General features: G+C 60.5%; 17 protein-coding genes and 1 pseudogene. 15 read left to right on the forward strand and 3 right to left on the reverse strand.

Annotation, left to right across the window (positions count from 1 at the left end; all coding sequences use genetic code 11):
- Nucleotides 1-151: 151 nt before the first annotated feature.
- From trpB (HW450_RS07645) to HW450_RS07695, 11 genes are all read left to right on the forward strand, one after another.
- The gene (gene trpB / locus HW450_RS07645; protein WP_182385062.1) at nt 152-1,312 is read left to right on the forward strand and encodes a tryptophan synthase subunit beta; all 1,161 of its coding nucleotides are present in this window, start codon (nt 152-154) and stop codon (nt 1,310-1,312) included.
- Entirely contained in the window at nt 1,309-2,631 is a 1,323-nt protein-coding gene (locus HW450_RS07650) for a chorismate-binding protein (protein WP_182385063.1), read from the forward strand. Before trpB (HW450_RS07645) ends, HW450_RS07650 begins: the two co-directional genes overlap by 4 nt.
- Entirely contained in the window at nt 2,619-3,134 is a 516-nt protein-coding gene (locus tag HW450_RS07655; protein WP_182385064.1) for an anthranilate synthase component II, read from the forward strand. The genes HW450_RS07650 and HW450_RS07655 overlap by 13 nt, the downstream gene beginning before the upstream one ends.
- Nucleotides 3,131-4,135: an anthranilate phosphoribosyltransferase gene (gene trpD, locus HW450_RS07660; RefSeq protein ID WP_407926217.1), complete on the forward strand. Its 1,005-nt coding sequence runs from the start codon at nt 3,131-3,133 to the stop codon at nt 4,133-4,135. The genes HW450_RS07655 and trpD overlap by 4 nt, the downstream gene beginning before the upstream one ends.
- Nucleotides 4,074-5,420 carry a bifunctional indole-3-glycerol-phosphate synthase TrpC/phosphoribosylanthranilate isomerase TrpF gene (gene trpCF / locus HW450_RS07665; protein ID WP_182385065.1) on the forward strand — a complete coding sequence of 449 codons (1,347 nt, stop codon included), beginning with the start codon at nt 4,074-4,076 and terminating at the stop codon, nt 5,418-5,420. Before trpD ends, trpCF begins: the two co-directional genes overlap by 62 nt.
- Nucleotides 5,417-6,577, forward strand: a complete 1,161-nt coding sequence (trpB, locus tag HW450_RS07670) for a tryptophan synthase subunit beta (RefSeq protein ID WP_182385066.1) — start codon at nt 5,417-5,419, stop codon at nt 6,575-6,577. Before trpCF ends, trpB (HW450_RS07670) begins: the two co-directional genes overlap by 4 nt.
- The gene (gene trpA, locus HW450_RS07675) at nt 6,577-7,350 is read left to right on the forward strand and encodes a tryptophan synthase subunit alpha (RefSeq protein WP_182385067.1); all 774 of its coding nucleotides are present in this window, start codon (nt 6,577-6,579) and stop codon (nt 7,348-7,350) included. The genes trpB (HW450_RS07670) and trpA overlap by 1 nt, the downstream gene beginning before the upstream one ends.
- Nucleotides 7,351-7,418: 68 nt before the next feature.
- Nucleotides 7,419-8,180, forward strand: a complete 762-nt coding sequence (locus HW450_RS07680; protein WP_182385068.1) for a MerR family transcriptional regulator — start codon at nt 7,419-7,421, stop codon at nt 8,178-8,180.
- Nucleotides 8,177-9,013 carry an ABC transporter ATP-binding protein gene (locus tag HW450_RS07685; protein WP_182385069.1) on the forward strand — a complete coding sequence of 279 codons (837 nt, stop codon included), beginning with the start codon at nt 8,177-8,179 and terminating at the stop codon, nt 9,011-9,013. The genes HW450_RS07680 and HW450_RS07685 overlap by 4 nt, the downstream gene beginning before the upstream one ends.
- A 344-nt stretch (nt 9,014-9,357) precedes the next feature.
- Nucleotides 9,358-10,578 carry a hypothetical protein gene (locus HW450_RS07690; RefSeq protein WP_182385070.1) on the forward strand — a complete coding sequence of 407 codons (1,221 nt, stop codon included), beginning with the start codon at nt 9,358-9,360 and terminating at the stop codon, nt 10,576-10,578.
- A gap of 9 nt (nt 10,579-10,587) precedes the next feature.
- A complete protein-coding gene (locus tag HW450_RS07695; RefSeq protein ID WP_182385071.1) occupies nt 10,588-10,962 on the forward strand; it encodes a Rieske (2Fe-2S) protein in 375 nt (124 codons plus the stop codon).
- Nucleotides 10,963-10,966: 4 nt separating this feature from the next.
- Here HW450_RS07695 and HW450_RS07700 read toward each other — a convergent pair whose 3' ends face one another.
- Nucleotides 10,967-11,953 (reverse strand): NADH:flavin oxidoreductase/NADH oxidase, encoded by a 987-nt coding sequence (locus tag HW450_RS07700; RefSeq protein WP_182385072.1) that lies wholly within the window; start codon nt 11,951-11,953, stop codon nt 10,967-10,969.
- Nucleotides 11,954-12,007: 54 nt separating this feature from the next.
- On the opposite strand from HW450_RS07700, the gene HW450_RS07705 reads away from it, so the two are divergent.
- Complete coding sequence (locus tag HW450_RS07705) at nt 12,008-12,961, forward strand: bile acid:sodium symporter family protein (protein ID WP_182385073.1); 954 nt, start codon at nt 12,008-12,010, stop codon at nt 12,959-12,961.
- Entirely contained in the window at nt 12,942-13,256 is a 315-nt protein-coding gene (locus HW450_RS07710; RefSeq protein WP_182385074.1) for a hypothetical protein, read from the forward strand. Before HW450_RS07705 ends, HW450_RS07710 begins: the two co-directional genes overlap by 20 nt.
- On the opposite strand, the gene HW450_RS07715 is transcribed toward HW450_RS07710, so the two are convergent.
- A complete protein-coding gene (locus HW450_RS07715) occupies nt 13,225-13,839 on the reverse strand; it encodes a YqgE/AlgH family protein (protein WP_182385075.1) in 615 nt (204 codons plus the stop codon). The two genes, HW450_RS07710 and HW450_RS07715, sit on opposite strands and share 32 nt — an antisense overlap.
- On the reverse strand, nt 13,840-15,249 hold the full coding sequence (locus HW450_RS07720; protein ID WP_182385076.1) for a CCA tRNA nucleotidyltransferase: 1,410 nt from the start codon (nt 15,247-15,249) through the stop codon (nt 13,840-13,842).
- Between the two features lie 239 nt (nt 15,250-15,488).
- Here HW450_RS07720 and HW450_RS13245 point away from each other — a divergent pair.
- Together HW450_RS13245 and HW450_RS07730 are read left to right on the forward strand one after the other, a co-directional pair.
- Nucleotides 15,489-15,998 (forward strand): annotated as a pseudogene (locus tag HW450_RS13245) (NUDIX hydrolase); the annotation flags it as partial.
- Nucleotides 15,998-18,181 (forward strand): DUF6049 family protein, encoded by a 2,184-nt coding sequence (locus tag HW450_RS07730; RefSeq protein ID WP_182385078.1) that lies wholly within the window; start codon nt 15,998-16,000, stop codon nt 18,179-18,181. The pseudogene HW450_RS13245 and the gene HW450_RS07730, both read left to right, overlap by 1 nt.
- Nucleotides 18,182-18,241: the final 60 nt, after the last annotated feature.

The raw sequence follows: 18,241 nt of genomic DNA on the forward strand, positions 1-18,241 counted from the left end.
TACTCTAACCACATGACTTATTCGAATGCACAGTGGTGGTGGCCCTACTAGCGGGCCCCCTTTGGCATCTCGAAACAAGGCCCGCACCGCACAGGTAGCGGGCTTTTTGCATGTCTGTCTACCTGTTTCACACAAACAAAGGAGACAAACAATGCGCAAGACCCTACTTCCCGCTTACTTCGGTCAGTTCGGTGGCCAGTACGTTCCCGACGAGCTGCTTCCCGTCCTCGACCAACTCGAACAAGCGTATGTGGATGCGATGAATGACCCGAGCTTCCGGGAAGAGCTCGATGACTTATACCGGAACTACCTGGGACGCCCGACCCCGATTACCGAAACCAAGAACATTACGTTCCCTAACGCGCGGATCTTCCTCAAGCGCGAGGACCTCGTTCACGGTGGCGCCCACAAGGGCAACCAGGTGGTAGCCCAGGCGCTGCTGGCCAAGCGACTAGGTAAGACCCGCCTGATTGCGGAAACCGGCGCTGGACAGCACGGCACCGCGACCGCGATGGTCGCCGCCCTCTTTGGCATGGACTGCACCATCTACATGGGTGCCAAAGACGTCGCTCGCCAGCAGCCCAACGTGTACCGCATGGAGTTGATGGGTGCCACAGTGGTACCGGTAGAGGAGGGTGGCAATGGTCTCGGCAACGCCATCGACGTAGCGCTGCAGGACTGGGTCGATTCCTACGACACCACCCACTACCTGCTCGGCACCGCGGCCGGCCCGCACCCATTCCCGACGATCGTGAAAGAATTCCAGGCCGTCATCTCGCGGGAATCCAAGCCACAGATGATCGAGCGCACCGGCGGGCTTCCCGACGTCGTCGTGGCGGCCGTCGGCGGTGGCTCCAACGCGATCGGCGCGTTCGCTGACTACCTTGACGACGCCGACGTGAAGCTGGTCGGCGTAGAACCCGCCGGGGAAGGCTTGGATACCCCACGACATGGGGCGCCACTGTGCCGAGGCAAGGTAGGTGTGCTGCACGGCTCGAAATCCTACGTGGTGCTCAGCGGTGAGTCCCACTCCATCTCCGCGGGACTCGACTACCCGGGCGTCGGCCCGGAGCATGCCCACCTGCTGGAGTCGGGGCGCGCTCAGTACGTGGGAATCACCGACGACGAAGCCCTCGCCGCGCTCCGACTGCTGGCACGCAAGGAAGGAATCATCCCGGCCCTGGAGTCGAGTCACGCGTTGGCCTACGCATTGAAGCTGGCTGAGGACGCCACTGAACCAACAAACATCCTGGTCAATCTGTCCGGTCGGGGTGATAAGGACATCGAGTACATCCGGGGGCTCGGCCGATGAAGATCCCTTACGAAGACGCAGCAACGATCTACGCACGCTACCGCGGCCCCAACACGGCACTGCTGGAGTCCGCCGATGCTTCCAAACGGCCCATTAAATCACTCGCTATTTTGCAGGCGAAGGGCAAACTTACGTGCCACGGCGACACCGTAACAGCGACCGGGGCCATCGTCCCGGAACTAGATCGGCAGTTGGAGAAATACGGCAGCGGGGGAGTGTACCGCTTCCCCCGGGCAACGGCATTGGACGAGCGTGAGCGGCTCCTTGAACCCAGCTCCACCCTTCCGCTGAAACTCCTGGAGCACGAGTTGCTCATCGGTGGTTTCGCCTTCGACTATTTGGAGTCCTTCGAAGAGCTGCCACCGGTCGCGCCGGGGCGCAACACCTTCCCGGATTACGAGTTCTTGGTCTCCGAGATTTCGCTCCACATCGACCACGCCTCCGAAACCGCCGAAATCATCGGGGGCGTTCCACGTGAAACATCATGTGAATCGCAGCCCGCGGGCGAGGCTCCGGAAGGTATGACCGACGCCGAGTTCGAGCAGTGGGTGGTCGAGCTGCAGGACAACATCCATGCTGGCGATATTTACCAAGCCGTGCCCTCGCGTGCCTTCTACCGGCCCTGTAGCGATGCCTTCGGCGCATACCTCAGACTCAAGGACTCGAACCCCAGTCCGTATCTGTTCTTCCTCCAGGGAGAAGACTACGAGTTGTTTGGGGCCAGCCCCGAGTCCTGTTTGAAGTTTGACCCGGTTTCACGTGAAACCGAGCTCTATCCCATCGCTGGCACCCAGCCCCGTGGCGCGACCCCGGAGGAGGACACCCGCCTCGAGCTTCTGTTGCGCACCGACGCCAAAGAGATCGCTGAACACACCATGCTGGTGGACCTTGCCCGCAATGACCTGGCCCGGGTCTGCTCCGAGCGACAAGTCACGCGACTGATGGATGTAGATAAATACTCGCGGGTGATGCACCTGGTGTCTGAGGTGAGCGGCACCTTGGAAGAGGGCCTCGACGCCCTCGACGCATATCGCGCCTGCATGAACATGGGCACGCTTACCGGGGCTCCAAAAATCCGCGCAACGGAGCTGATTCGGGGCGTCGAAAAACAGCGGCGCGGGTCCTACGGCGGTGCGGTCGGTTACCTCCACAATGGAGCCATGGACACCTGCATTGTCATCCGCTCCGCCTTCGTGCAGGACGGGGTGGCGACTGTCCAAGCAGGCGCCGGCGTGGTCCGAGATTCCGTACCCGCCAGCGAGTCGGCAGAAACCCGACACAAAGCCCGAGCAGTTCTGGAGGCGCTATGCGAGTCCTAATCGATAACTTCGACTCTTTCACCTACAACCTGGTGGATGCGATCGGTGATGTTACCGTCGTGCGTAACACCGCGACCCCGCAGCAAATCCGCGAGCTAAATCCCACCACCATCATTTTGTCGCCTGGGCCGGGCCGCCCGATTATGCGACCGATCATCGAGGAATTCTTCGGCGAGGTTCCGATCGTGGGCATTTGCCTAGGATTCCAGGCCATCGTGGAATATTTCGGTGGCGAGATCAAGGAGGTCGGGCCGGTGCACGGTTTCCGCGATACTCTGGTCTCAGATCACCCTGTTTTCGCGGGACAATCGGTTGCTCGTTATCACTCGCTGGGCTGCACCGAGTTGCCTGACGGCTTGGAACTGCTCGCCACGTGCGAAGGGATTGTCATGGCAGCGCGGTCCACGGAACACAAGGTTATCGGTCTGCAGTTCCACCCTGAATCCATCCTGACCCCTAACGGCGGGGCACTACTCGATTTCTGTTTGGAGTGTTTCACGTGAAACTTCTCGAATTCCTGGATAACCCGAACCCCACCGTCGACGAAGCACGCGAAGTCTTCGAACCTTTAACCATCGGCGAATATGAGGACGTTCATATCGCCGCGCTGCTTGCGACGATCCGCACCCGTGGCGAAACCATCGCCGATGTCACCGGCGCCGCACTCGCGTTCCTCAATGCTGGTCGCCCGTTCCCCATCACGGGGGAGGGGATCTTGGACACTGCGGGAACAGGTGGCGACGGCGCCAACACCATTAACATCTCCACCGGCGCCTCCCTCGTCGCTGCCGCCGGGGGCTGCAAACTGGTCAAGCACGGCAACCGCTCCGTGTCCTCCAAGTCAGGATCCGCCGATGTGCTGGAAGCTCTGAACATCCCGCTCGACCTCAACGTGGATCGCGCGGTCAAACAGTTCGAAAACGCGAACTTCACCTTCCTCTTCGCCCCGGCCTACAATCCTGCGGTAGCACACGTGCAGCACGTGCGACGCGCATTGAAAGTTCCGACACTTTTTAACACCATGGGCCCGCTGCTGAGCCCCGCCCGCCCGGAATTCCAGCTCATGGGGGTGGCCCGGCCGGAGCAGGGCGAGCTCGTCATCCACACCATGCGCGAACTGGGACGCGGCCGCGCACTCGTCGTCCACGGATCTGGCACTGACGAGATTGCCGTACACGGGCCGACCACGGTCTGGGAACTGCGGGACGGTGACATCCAGCAGTACACGGTGACCTCGGAGGAGATGGGCGTCGGTAAGCATGCGCTGGCAGACCTCCGCGGTGGCGACGGTACGGAAAACGCCCGGCACCTGCGCGCCGTGTTTGCTGACGAAGCACCGGCGGCGCATCGGGACGCGGTAGCCCTCAACGCCGGCGCAATGTTCTATCTGTGCGGCCACGCTGCCACCATCGCGGAAGGCACACAGAAAGCGCTCAGGCTGCTTGCCGACGGCACCGTGCACGAATGGCTACGCAAGCACGAGGAGGCGGACTACGGTGCTTGATCGGATTGTCGCATCGCGACGCACGCAATTAGACGATATTTCCTATGGGTCCGCCCCTAGGTCAGAGCGCTCCCTAGAAACGTCACTGTTACGAAACGGGCCACAGTTCATTATGGAGTGCAAATCGGCCTCACCATCGCTGGGGGAGATCCGTGCCGACTATAAGCCCGCGGAACTGGCCAGCATCTACTCCCGCTACGCGGCCGGCATCTCTGTCCTCTGCGAACCGACCTGGTTCGGCGGGTCTTATGCACACCTCGCCACCGTCGCTGCCACCACGCACCTGCCAGTGCTGTGCAAGGATTTCATCGTCGACGAACGCCAGGTGCGGGCAGCACGCTACTACGGGGCCGACGCAATTCTGCTCATGCTATCCGTGCTTGACGACGACGAATACCGCCACCTAGCGGCCGTCGCGGGGGAACTCAGCTTAGACGTCCTTACCGAGGTGGTGGACGAGGACGAGTGTGCGCGAGCCAACGCGCTGGGCGCCCGGATCGTCGGGATTAACCACCGCGAACTTGCCACTCTCACCATCGACCTGAACCGCTCAGCGCGACTTCGCCCGCTGATCGACGCGCCCGTAGTGATCGGGGAGTCGGGAATTCGCTCGCACGACACCGTTCGCAGCATGGATTTTCTGGACGGTTTCCTCGTTGGCTCCCATCTCTCCGGCTGCGAAGATGTGGATGCAGCGGCGCGGGCGCTCGTGTTCGGGGAGCACAAGGTCTGCGGTATCACCTCACCCGAGATTGCTCAAACGGTATGCGCGGCCGGCGCAACCTATGGCGGATTGATCTTCGCGCCGGAATCACCACGCAATGTTTCACGTGAAACATCAGAAAAAATCATGGCCGCGGAGCCCGGATTGAAATACGTCTATGTCACGCGCGAGCACAGCGGGTGGGATCTTCCGGACGGCATCCATGCCATCCAGATTCACGGGGAAGCAGCGGACGAAGACGCCTTGCTTCGCGAGGCGCGAGCTACCGGGGTAGAGGTGTGGCGCGCGGTGGATATGTCCCGCGGCTTCCACTATGAGTACGACGTTGACCGGATCGTCCTCGATGTCGGCAACGGTGGCACCGGACAGACCTTCGACTGGGACACCATCCCATCAGGGGTCAATGCCATGCTGGCCGGAGGATTAACTCTCGACAACCTGACGCAGGCCCTCGATACCGGCCTGCCACTCGACCTTAACTCCGGGCTTGAACGCGAACCTGGGGTGAAAGATCCCGGCGCGATCCTCAGCGCCTTCCGAACCATTAAGGAGCACCGATGAAACTACCTGCATATTTCGGCGAGTTCGGCGGCCAATTCGTTCCCGAGGTCCTCATCCCGGCCCTCGACCAGCTCGAAGCGGCCTTTGTCGACGCCCAACAGGACCCACAGTTCCAGGCCGAACTCAATGCGCTGCTCAAGGACTATCTCGGCCGGCCGACCCCACTGTATGAGTGCCGCAACCTGGGTGGGCCCGCCCGGATTTTCCTGAAGCGAGAGGACTTGGTCCACGGTGGCGCACACAAGACCAACCAGGTACTTGGACAAGCGCTATTGGCTAAGCGCATGGGTAAGACCCGTATCATCGCCGAGACTGGCGCGGGCCAGCACGGCACGGCGACCGCCCTGGCCTGTGCATTGCTGGGACTTGAGTGCGACATCTACATGGGCGCTCATGACGTCGCCCGTCAGCAGCCAAACGTGTACCGCATGGAATTGATGGGCGCCCGTGTCATCCCCGTAGACACCGGCTCCGGAACCCTGAAAGACGCCGTGAACGAGGCACTGCGAGACTGGACGGCCACCTTTAACGAATCCCACTACCTGCTTGGTACCGCGGCCGGACCGCACCCATTCCCAACGATCGTACGGGAATTCCACCGCGTCATCTCCACGGAAGCGAAAGCGCAGCTGCTGAAGCAAACTGGGGGATTGCCCGACATCGTCGTGGCCGCTGTCGGTGGTGGCTCCAACGCGATCGGCATCTTCGCTGATTTCATCGACGAGCCGGACGTTCAGCTTGTGGGTGTCGAGCCGGCGGGCGAAGGCCTGGATTCCGGCAAACATGGCGCCACCATCAATGCTGGAAAAATTGGAATTTTGCACGGTGCCCGCTCCTATCTGATGCGCACCTCTGAGGGCCAAGTGGAGGAGTCTTACTCCATTTCTGCGGGATTGGATTACCCGGGCGTCGGCCCGCAGCATGCCCATCTGCACGCCACTGGACGCGCGCAGTATGTCGGCATCACCGACCAGGAGGCGTTGGAGGCCTTCCAGCTGCTGTCGAAGAAGGAAGGCATTATCCCGGCGCTCGAATCCAGCCATGCGCTCGCATATGCCTTGAAACGTTCCGATGAGCCAGTAAACATTCTGGTGTCCCTATCCGGCCGTGGCGATAAGGATATCGACCACGTGAAACGAACCTTGGAGGGTAACTAATGGACCGCTACGCAGTACTGTTCGCCGAATGTACCGGCGTTTTTGTCCCCTTCCTCATGCTGGGCGATCCGAGCTACGAAAAATCGAAAGAGCTCATCCGTACGGCCGTGCACAACGGTGCGGATGCACTCGAACTTGGTATTGCGTTCTCTGACCCGGTCGCTGACGGCCCCACAATTCAGAAGGCTCACCTGCGTGCGATGGACACTACACCGGCTCGCGCACTTGAGCTGGTGAAGGAGATACGCGAGGAATTTCCCAACCTCCCGATCGGGCTCCTGGTGTACGGCAACGTGGCATTCTCCATGGGCTCTGACGAGTTTTACGCTGCGGTAGCAGCCGCCGGCGCCGATTCTGTTCTCATCCCAGACGTGCCGGTCCGCGAGTCTGCGCCGTTCCGTGAGGCTGCACATCGGCACGGAATCAGCCAAGTGTTCATCGCGCCACCACATTCCAGCCAGGAGACGCTACAGATGGTGGCAGAGCACTCCGAGGGCTACATTTATGCCGTATCGCGCAACGGTGTGACTGGCACTGAACGTGAAGCGCGGTTCGAATCGATCGGGGATACGGTGGCCAACGCGCACACGCCGGTGCTGCTTGGGTTCGGCGTGTCCACACCGGCACATGTGGAGGCAGCGCTGGAAGCCGGCGCTGATGGCGCCATTGTGGGCTCTGCCCTTGTCAAACTGATCGAAGAAGAGCGCTACGAGGACTTCGCCTCCACTGTTGCAGCTCTGAAAGCTGCAACTCATACAGGGAAGCAGGGATAGCCCCGAGCACGGCAATGTTTCACGTGAAACATTGACAGTGACGTAACGTCACAGCGTTTAATGGAGGCGTGCGGATAAAAGAACTCGCCGACACCGCCGGAACCACTGTCCGGACGGTGCGGTACTACCACGAAGCGGGGCTGCTCCCCACACCATCCGGGACGCCCCGAAACTACACCTTCGAGCACCTCGTGCGCCTGATCAGGATAAGAAACCTGGTTTCCAGCGGCCTGAGCCTAGAGCAGGTGAAGAAACTGATCGGTCGAGGTCGGGTTAACCCCGCTGAGGAACTTCGCCAAACTAAGCAATCGATCGACGAGCGCATCAGCCAACTACTGGAACAACGCCGGCGGATCGAGGCTCTGGAGCAACGCCAGAACCAAACCCCCACAGCCATTCCACTCCCACAGCGGGTCACTAATTTCTACCGCTTGTTGCTTGAGCGCGAAACCGATCCCACCCTGCGCCGCGTTATTAAACGCGAGCAACGAATGGTAGAGGTGCTGTCTCATCTTGGCTGTTTGGATAGTCTCGACCATCTTTGGGATGCCAACCCTTCCGAAGAATACCTCGACGTCGCCCGACGCATGTTCCATTCCTTTTACCACATCACAGAGCTACCGCCAGAAGAGGCGGAAGAGGAAATCGACCAACTACTGGACGAACACCTCCAAAAATCTGGTTTCGACCGGGAGGATGTCCCCGAAATCTTAGAGAAGTTCCTCAGCATGCCCAGAGCGCTGGATCTCATTTATCTCGCTTATCCGCATCCGAATCACAAAATGTACGTCAACAAATTCATCAGCACTTACCTGCAGAGGCCATCATGAACGTCATCAACATTGAGCAACTCACCGTCACGTTTGGAGCTTTCCGAGCCCTCGATGGCCTCACCATGGAGGTAGCACAGGGTAGCATTCATGGTTTCCTCGGCCCCAACGGGTCTGGCAAGTCGACAACGATTCGCACTCTTCTCGGGCTGTTACATCCTTCAGCAGGCAAGGTTAGGGTGTTGGGGGAGGACCCTCGTGCGCACCCGGCAGTATTGCAGCGCGTGGGTTATGTGCCCGGTGACGTGTCGCTGTGGCCGAACCTCACCGGCGCCGAGACGCTCCGGGCTCTGGAGGCACTGCGGGGAATACCGAGCAATCGCGCTCGGGAGGCTGAGCTTATCGACGCCTTCGACCTCGATCCCACGAAGCGCGCGAAGTCCTATTCCACGGGCAACCGTCGGAAGGTGCTTCTTGTAGCGGCACTCAGTATGGATGCGGAGCTCCTCATCCTGGATGAGCCCACCGCAGGGTTGGATCCGCTCATGGAACGAGTGTTCCAGGAGCAGCTGCGCCAAGAAAACCACAATGGGGCTACAGTGTTGCTATCAAGTCACATTTTGAGCGAGGTGGAAGCCCTGTGTGATAACGTCACTGTGATTAAACAGGGAAGGGTTGTAGGTGGTGGCTCGATCGAGTCGCTGCGCGAACTTTCGGGCCACAAAGTCACGGCAAACGTGGATGGCGAACATATTACGCGCACCATTCCCGAGACGGAAGTGAATGCATTGCTCGCAGACCTCCTCCGCCGTGGTGCCACCAACATTGGCGTCACCACCGCCAGCTTGGAGGAAACCTTCCTACGTCACTATGAGACAGGGGAGACGCGATGAATGCTTTAACAGTCGCTCGTTTGAATCTACGACTCAATCGTGCCTTTCTCCTATCATGGCTTGTCCCATTATGGAGTATTCCCATCCTTTTTATCCCCAGCTATAAGAATTACTATCCTGAGCTGGGCGATCGAGCCACCCTAGTCCACGGGATGAGGGTCAACCTGGGAATGCGAGCCATGTATGGCGAAGTGTATGAGCCCGGCACCCTGGGTCAACTTATATCCTGGGAGGGCGCCGGATGGCTTACGATCCTAAGCGCCGTCATGTCGGTGCTCCTACTTTTTCGATGCTACCGCAAGCCGGAAAGCAGTAGCTTAGGTGAGCTGCCGCGGGCCACAGGCATGCACCCGTTGGACATCGCGGCAGGTGCGCTCATTCTCATTGTGGGCGTTGCTATTGCGCTCGGGGCCGGAATCACGGCCATCCTCTTGGCTTTGAACCACTTTTACGGCGAGATCGACACCCGTGGGTGCGTCGCATACGGGTGCGCTATTGCGCTCAGCACGCTGGCATCTGCGCTTCTAGCGGGGTGCGTCAGCCTGCTTAGTGGCTCGGAAACCACGAAACTGGGCATGCTGACGCTCGGTGCAGGGTTTATGGTGCGCGCCGCTGGAGACATAGAGCAAAGCGACACAATCAGGTGGCTGACGCCCCTGGGGTGGATGGGAATCGTCCGGCCATTCACCGATGACAATTGGTGGTCCCTAGCGGCGGCCGCTACCATCACTGGTGTGTTGGCTTTGCTCTGGCTTGCGGGGGAGCGAGGCCGACAGTATGGGTTCGGCATCCTGCCGACGCGCACACACCGCACTAGGAAACAACGCCGGATCGCCACCCCTTGGGGACTGCGTCGGCTGTTGGACCGTAGTTTCCGTCTCACCTGGCTGCTAACCGGTTTCATCCTCGCATTCTTCATGAATAGCCTCAGTGCTTCCATGGATGAGTTGCTCACTCAGGATGACAAGACCGGCCAAATCTTCAAGCAAATGTTTAGCGAAACCGACTTGGAGATCGCGTTCATCACGTACCTGGCCGATTTCCTCGGGATCTTGTTAGGTGTCGCCGCAGTTGCTGGAATGCTGAAGCTTCGATCCGAGGAGCGAAATCGGACCGTGGACCTGATGCGGTCCCGTGGTGTCAGTAGGACGCTCCCGATGGCGCTTCAGGCCGGGAGCACGGTGCTGTTCATCGTGGAGAGCTGCCTAGCTACTGGGCTCGGGGCGATCCTTGGTGTCTCCCGAGACGCGTGGCCAGTGGCACTCTCGGCTAATCTCACGCAATTTGCCCCCATGTTCGCACTCGCTGGCCTTACCACGCTCATCATCGGCCTGACATCGCGATACGGGTGGCTGGCATGGCTCCCAATTATCTACTCGGGCGCAATGACGATCATCGGCCCGCTGTTGCAAGCACCAGAGTGGCTCCTGAATACCTCGGTCTTTAACCACGCCATCAATTCGGAGAACACCGGCAACCTCGTGGCGTGGCTGGTCCTCGTCGCCGTCGGTGGGGTAGCCATGGTCGGGGGAGTGGTTTTGGCTGGTCGGCGCGAGGTTCTCTAGGCTGGCTGTATGCCTGATTTTTCCTGCAGCCGACGCCTCTTCCTCATCGGCACCGCCACCACATTCGCCGGCGCGGTGCTCGCCGCGTGCGGGTCTGACGCGCCCTCAACCGTCACGGCCGGAGACGTCCCCGTCGGTAGCGCCGTGCTTATCGACGGCTTTATCATCGCGCAACCCGAACCAGGCGTGTACAAGGCCTACAGCAACGTGTGTCCTCATCAGGGCTACACCATCTCCAAAATTGACGGCGACACGGCCATCTGCCCGAAGCATAATTCCGTCTTCCAGTTAGCGGACGGCGCCTGTATCGCAGGCCCGGCGCGCAGTGGCATGTCCCCGGCAAAGCTTAGCGCACAGGGTGATCAACTCACCGTGGAAAAGTAATGTTTCACGTGAAACTGGTTTTGTAGCTCCGGGGGATCGGGACCGATACTCCCAGCTTCTGAGCCGCGTGTAGCGGCCAGTGGGGGTCATTGAGTGCGGCGCGACCCATGAGGACCACATCGACCTCATCGCGATCCAAGTAGCCCTGGGCTTCCTCCGCAGTAGTAATGAGTCCCACGCCTGCTGTGAGCATTCCGGTTTCGCGACGAATCTCCGCAGCCAGATCGGTCTGATAATTCGGCGCCACCGGGATGTCCGCTTCGACTAGGCCACCGCTGGAAACATCCAACACATCCGCGCCACCTTTCTGCAGCAACTGGGCCAGTTCGATTGATTGCTGCAGATCCCAGGATGGCCGGTCGGGAATCCAGTCGGTGGCGGAGATCCGCACGAGAAGCGGCATCCCCTCCGGAATGGCGTCGCGAACGGCGGATAGGACGTCGAGAAGCATACGCGTGCGACCAGCAAACGAGCCTCCGTAGCCGTCTATTCGCTGGTTCGACAGCGGTGAAAGGAACTGGTGCAGGAGATACCCGTGCGCGGCGTGGATCTCCACGGCGTCAAAACCAGCTGCCACGGCAGCCCGCGCAGCCTCCGCGAACTGGCCAGGCAGCGCTAAAAGTTCCGCATGGGTCATCGATTCCGGAGACACCGGCGACTCGGTTTCCGCTTTGCGGCCGGCATGGGCCAGCTGCACGGCAATCGCACCCCCATGCAGATGCACGAACGAGGTGATCGGATGCCACTTCATGATGTGCTCGTGCGACCACAGCCCGGTGTCCCGGACGCTGATCCGCCCCTCGGGGACCACCGCCGTCGCCTCCGCGATCATCAACCCGAACCCACCAACGGCACGCGCGCCGTAGTGCATTAAATGCCAACTGTTCGGCATCCCATCGAGGGTATCCACCTGAAACTGGCACATCGCCGGTAGCCACATGCGATTGCGCAGCTCCAAGTCACGGATCGTGATCGGGGAAAAGATATCCATATAGATAAACAATACTTCGCAGCGCGAGTGTCAGGAAGACCTTAAACTGTCTGCATGAAAATAGACATCCTGATCGTGCTCATCGTGCTCGCGGTGGTGGTAGCAATCGTCGCCCCAGTTTCCGGCGACGCCGCCCACTACTTCGCCATCGCCACTTCCATCGCGATCGCCCTCCTATTTTTCCTCTACGGGGCCAGGCTTTCCCCGGCCGAAGCGCTAGCGGGCTTCAAACACTGGAAGCTCCACCTCACCATCCTGGTGTTCACCTTCGTCCTGTACCCGCTCATCGGGCTCGGTCTCAAACCCCTGTCAGGACTCGTGCCCGACGGGCTTTACGACGGCATCTTGTACCTCACCCTCGTGCCCTCCACGGTGCAATCCTCGGTTGCCTTCACCTCCATCGCCCACGGCAATGTGGCCGGCTCTATCGTCAGCGCCAGCGCCTCCAATCTGCTGGGCGTGTTCCTCACCCCGCTTTTAGTCATGCTCACGATGCAAGCCGGGGGAGGGGTCCAGGTGGATGCCCAGGTCTTCATTGACATCGCCGTCCAGCTCATGCTGCCGTTCATCCTGGGTCAGCTCGCCCGGAAGTGGGTGAAGGGCGTGGCGGCTCACAAGGCGACCAAGGTGGTGGACCGCGGATCGATCACCATGGTGGTGTATTCCGCATTTTCTGCGGGCATGGTGTCCGGGGTGTGGCAGAGCGTGACGGTGGGGCAGATCGTCGGGCTGTGTGTGTTTTCGGTGGCATTGGTCGTCGTTATGCTTGCACTCACCCGCTGGCTCGCCACGCTGCTGCGCTTTGATCGCGCCGACCGCATCGCCATCGAATTCTGCGGCTCAAAAAAGTCACTGGCTACCGGGCTACCGATGGCATCCGTCATCTTCGGCACCGCCAACCTGGGCCTGCTGATCCTGCCACTGATGATCTACCACCAGGTACAGCTCATGATCTGCTCGCTGCTCGCCTCGCACTATGCTAAAGCGCATGAACCTGATCTACGTTAAAACCACGATGCAGGTGCCGGGCATGCAGGACGTGGTGCACTACGCGGAACTGGAGCACCTGCCCGGCTCGCCGCTATGCCGCCCGCTGCGGATGCTGGAGGCGTCGGGAAGCACCATCACCGGCGCTTTCCGACGCGAACCCGCCCTCTCAGTCGGCATGGCGAACGAACCACAGCAGATCATTCCGCACCCAGACAGCTGGGGCGACATGCCGGACATCAGCTCCGAGCGGATGACAGTTGAGACCTTTGAAGCGCTGTGGGTTAGTTATCTTCCAGATCAGCAGGGAACGTAGCGAACAGCGGCAGTGGCATCGGCTGCCGACGCAGCACCTCCGCCCACAGATCGACATTCCCAGGAGCGATGATGTCGGAGGCGAGCGCGGAGGTGGCGTACCAGTAGCCCATGCCGAGTTCTTCTTCCAGCTCTGAGCCAGCCCATTCGACAAACCCCGCGAACAGGCGGATCGATTCCACGTACTGCTGGATCTCCTCAACGGGGGCGCGCAGATCAATCACCACGATGCGATGCTCCAGGTACCGCAAGAATGGCACGGCAGAGATATCAGCAGGGGAGAGTCCAGTCTTAAGCACGCCCAACGCCACCACGGCGTCACGGTTTGCTTCGCCCCCCACATAGAAAGCCTGTGGCTTGGCCACCAGCGGAACCAGGTGTTCCATGATATTCGCCACGGCCACATCACCCCGGCGGTTCAGCACCACCCCGAGGGTATGGGAAGGGGTTTGCTCCACGATGAAGACCACGCTGCGGCTCCGGAAATTTAAGTCCATACCAGGGGCCGCGAGTAGCAGGCTCCCCGGTTGGGCATCTCCCAGCTCTAACGCTCGGAAGAGCCGATCAGCGAAAAAGTCTTCCATCTACTGTTCCTTCCACCACGCGAGCAACTCGCGCTCTGCTTCCTCCCGCTCCAGCGGCCCACGCTCTAAGCGAAGTTCCTTCAGGAACGCCCACGCGCGCCCCACCTCTGGTCCGGGCTGCAAACCCAACAGTTCCATAATCGCATTTCCATCAAGATCTGGCCGGACCTTCGCCAAATCTTCTTGCTCAGCCAGCTCTGCGATCCGCGCCTCCAGGTTGTCGTAGGCGCGGCGCAGTCGTTCGGACTTGCGCTTATTGCGCGTGGTGCAGTCCGCCCGCACCAGTTTGTGCAAGCGAGGTAGCAGCTCCCCAGCGTCCGCCACGTAACGACGCACAGCTGAATCAGTCCACGCGTCCTCCCCGTAGCCGTAGAAGCGCATGTGGAGGAACACCAACTGCGAGACATCGTTCGTCATCTGCTTGGAGTGCTTGAGCCAACGGAAGCGTTTGCGCACCAACTTCGCCCCCACGACCTCATGGTGGTGGAAGCTCACCCGGCCGTCGTGAAACGCGCGGGTAGCAGGCTTGCCGCAGTCGTGCAGCAACGCCGCCCACCGCAGCACCAAGTCCGGGCCGTCCTCTTCCTGGGCCATCGCCTGACGCAACACCGTCATGGAGTGGGCGTACACATCCTTGTGCTGCATGTGTTCGTCGGTTTCCATCCGAATCCCCGACAGCTCCGGCAGAATCCGGTCCGCGATCCCGCAATCAACCAGCAGGTCAAAGCCATCCCACGGGGCGGACCCTGCCATGAGCTTATCCAGCTCTACCTGAATGCGTTCCTTAGTGATGCGGTCAATCTCCGCAGCCATATCCGTCATGGCGGCCGACACTCGAGGCGCTACCTTAAAGCCCAGCTGGGATACGAATCGGGCGGCACGGAGCATACGCAGTGGGTCATCGTGGAAGCTGATCTCCGGCGCGCTCGGGGTATCGAGCACACCTTCCAACAGCGCGGACAACCCGCCGAGCGGATCGTGGAATTCGAAGCTGCCATCGCGACGGATCTCCACCGCCATCGCGTTGACAGTGAAATCACGACGCACCAAGTCACCCTCGAGCGTGTCGCCGAACTGTACCTCCGGGTTACGGGAAGACCCGTCGTAGGAATCAGAACGGAACGTGGTGATCTCGATCTGCTGGCCATCCTTTTCCGCAGACAGGGTGCCAAACTCGATGCCGGTATCCCACACCACATCCGCATACTCATCCAAGATGGCGCGGCTCACTTCCGGGCGGGCAGAGGTGGTGAAGTCAAGGTCGTGGCTGAGCTGGCCGAGCAGTGCATCGCGGACCGATCCTCCTACTAAGTAGAGAGTGTGGCCATGGTCGTCGAAAAGCGCGGCGAGGAGCGCGAGGGCGGACAATGACGCAAAACGGGCGGAGAGATCGGAATTCACCCCGCACATTCTACCAATTCGCCGGTTCAGGGCCACGGCAGGATACGATATTAGGGATGACTGACCAGCAACCGAACCCGAAGCCACGGCGCCGCTCCTCCCGAGGGGCTACGTCGTCGCGCCCTGGTCAGGAGAAACGCCGGCGGCGCAGGCCTCGGCGACGCAACAATGCAGCTAATGCTAATGCCCCGGAGAAGAGGACTCGGAAAGCTAACCCGAAGCGCCGGACGCAGCGCTATTCGGAGCGCAGCCACATGCGCACCAGCGATGAAACCTCAGCCGGTGGCCTGGTGGTCAGTGGCCTCGCCGAGGCCGTGAACGACCACGGTGACGTTGATCTTTCCAAGATCTACGTGGCGCTCATCGGCCGATTGGATCGTCGCGGTCGGTTGCTATGGTCCATGCCGAAGGGGCATGTAGAGCCGGGGGAGGAGCGCGCCCTGACCGCCGAGCGGGAAGTGTGGGAGGAAACCGGGGTCCACGGCAAGGTATTCGCTGAACTTGGCGTGATCGACTACTGGTTTGTCTCCGAAGGCACCCGCATCCATAAAACAGTGCACCACCACCTGTTGCGCTACGTTGACGGGGACCTCAACGATGAAGATCCCGAGGTCACCGAGGTGGCGTGGATTCCGGCCAGCGAACTGATCGAGCGCCTGGCCTACGCTGATGAACGCAAACTCGCCCGGATTGCGCACGATCTGATCCCGGAGTTTGCTCGCAAAGCGAAAGCTGAGGGAAAGGCGACTCCTCGCTAATGCGCGCGCTGACCATGCTTGTGACCGCCTCGTTGCTGGTGTTGCCGAGTACGCCGGCCCTGGCATTGCCCTTGCCGACGGCCCCCACCGACCCGATCGTGGCCAGCCAATGGGCAAACCCGGAGCTGCGGCCGCTGGACTCCGCTAGTGCGATCACTACCAGCATTGACGCCATCAACGAGCATTCCATCACCGTCACCATCAGCAACAATGCGCAGGTGCCTCTGCGTGATGTCTCGGTGCGGGTGCAGCGCGCAGAGCCCGTCTCCACCGTGGCGCAGGGAAAGTTCGCGCTATCCCAGGACCAATCCTTCTATGGCTTCAATACGGGGTTTGTGCCGGTGGATGTGGAGCTTGCTCCGGCAACGAGCCACACCTTCACCGTCGCGCTGCACCGCGAGGAATTGGGGATCACGGACCCGGCAGTGTACCCGCTACTGATTAATGTCAATGGGGAATTGTCTGGTGCACAGCAGTATGTGTCGTCGCAACGCACGTTGCTGGAAGTGGAAGAACACGCGGTAGATAAAGAAAAGCAGCCCACCCCACTGAGTGTGCTGATCCCGATCACGACCACCACGGACATCGTGCCCGGTGAAACCGGAGAGGCTCCGAACCATCCACCGCTTATCCTGCGTTCGGAGAAACTGGCCCAAGATATCGGCCACGATGGGCGCCTCAGCACGCTAGTGGATACCTTCAACACGGGCGACCCGTCGGTCTGTCTGGCGCTGGATCCGGAAGTGGTGGAGACGGTGGACCGCATGACGGCTGGCTACCAGGTTGCCGAGGATCGTCCGAGCACGGTGGAACACAAACCACGGCTGCGTGACTCCTGGGGCACTAAGGACAAGCAGATCAAGGGCAATCCGGGCACCGGCACGGAGGACGCTAAAGCGTTTTTAGGAAAGCTGCAGAGCATTGCCCAGTCCGGGGGCTGCATCGTTCCTCTTCCGCGGGCAAATGCGGAGCTCAACGCTGTTGCCCAGACTGGTAATTCGCAGCTCATGGAGGAAGCAGTGAGCAGCGGGGCTTCCAGTTTGAGCAAGCTGCTAGGGGTGTCAGTGCGCCCCGATGTGGTGATTCCCGGCTATGGCTACGTGGAGCAGGGCACAGTGGCAGCTCTTTCCGAACCGACGACATTATTGGTGGCGGATAATACGATTCCGGCAAACGCCACAATGATGTCCGACAATGTGAAAGCGGTGGGCTATCACTCGGATGTGACAGCCATGTTGGCGACGATGGGCGACACCCCGGCCACTGCCGGTTTTGCGAACCAGTGGCAGCGCTTTGATTACCGACTGGACTCTCCGGTTGCACGGCGCGCGAGTGCGACAGCTGCCGTGACCCTGGCAGTGGGGGAGGGGGACCACCCGGTGCTGGTGATGCCGCCGCCAACCTTGCAGGTGGATGATGCTCGGGCATTGCAGCTCCACCTCAGACACCTGTTGGAGAGCGGTCGTGCCACGCCACTTTCGTTCTATGACTTCCTGGCACAAGAACCCAGCGTTTCCGCGCCAGCTGAGGGATCGCCGTTTGAGGATCCGACGGTTTTGTCGGATGTCGAGGTGCTGCACGCGCAGCAACAGGCGAAGAGCATTGATGATCTGACGTCATTGATGATTGATGCGCCGACGATTGCGCTGACCCCGCGCGGTTTCACTGATCCGCTGCGGCATGATCTGTTGCGGGCGTTGTCAGTTAATGGGCGTCGTTCGATGATGGGTTATGCCTTGCGTACGGAGAGCAGTGCCGACATCCTGGGGAGGAACAGTGCGATCCTGCAGCAGTTGCGTAGCTCGGTGGTGCTGCTTCCGCCGGGCAACGTGTACACCCGCACGTCTGAATCCTCTCCGCTGCTGATCGTGGCGGAGAACGGGCTGCCACTGCCTGTCGACGCCAAACTCAGTTACTCCGGCCCGGAGGGCGCCAAGATCAACACGGCGGAGTCACTGAAAATCCCTGCTCGTGGTTCGATCACAGCGCAGATGACCGCTGATCTTCCGGACGCCGAACGCAATGACCTCACCGTGTGGCTGGCCACCCAAGCCGGCGCACCGATCAGCGCTCCCGTCGATATTCGTGTCCAAACCCGCTCTGGTTTGCTGGGCTTTGGTGGCATCTCTGCATTGCTGCTTGCGGTGCTCGGATTTGTTATGTTTCACGTGAAACGTCGCTAAAGTTTTGCATTTCCTCGCGAATCCTCACAGAATGGCCTTTCGTGGACTCCTCTCAACAAT

Source organism: Corynebacterium hindlerae (assembly GCF_014117265.1).
Taxonomy (GTDB): Bacteria; Actinomycetota; Actinomycetes; order Mycobacteriales; family Mycobacteriaceae; genus Corynebacterium; species Corynebacterium hindlerae.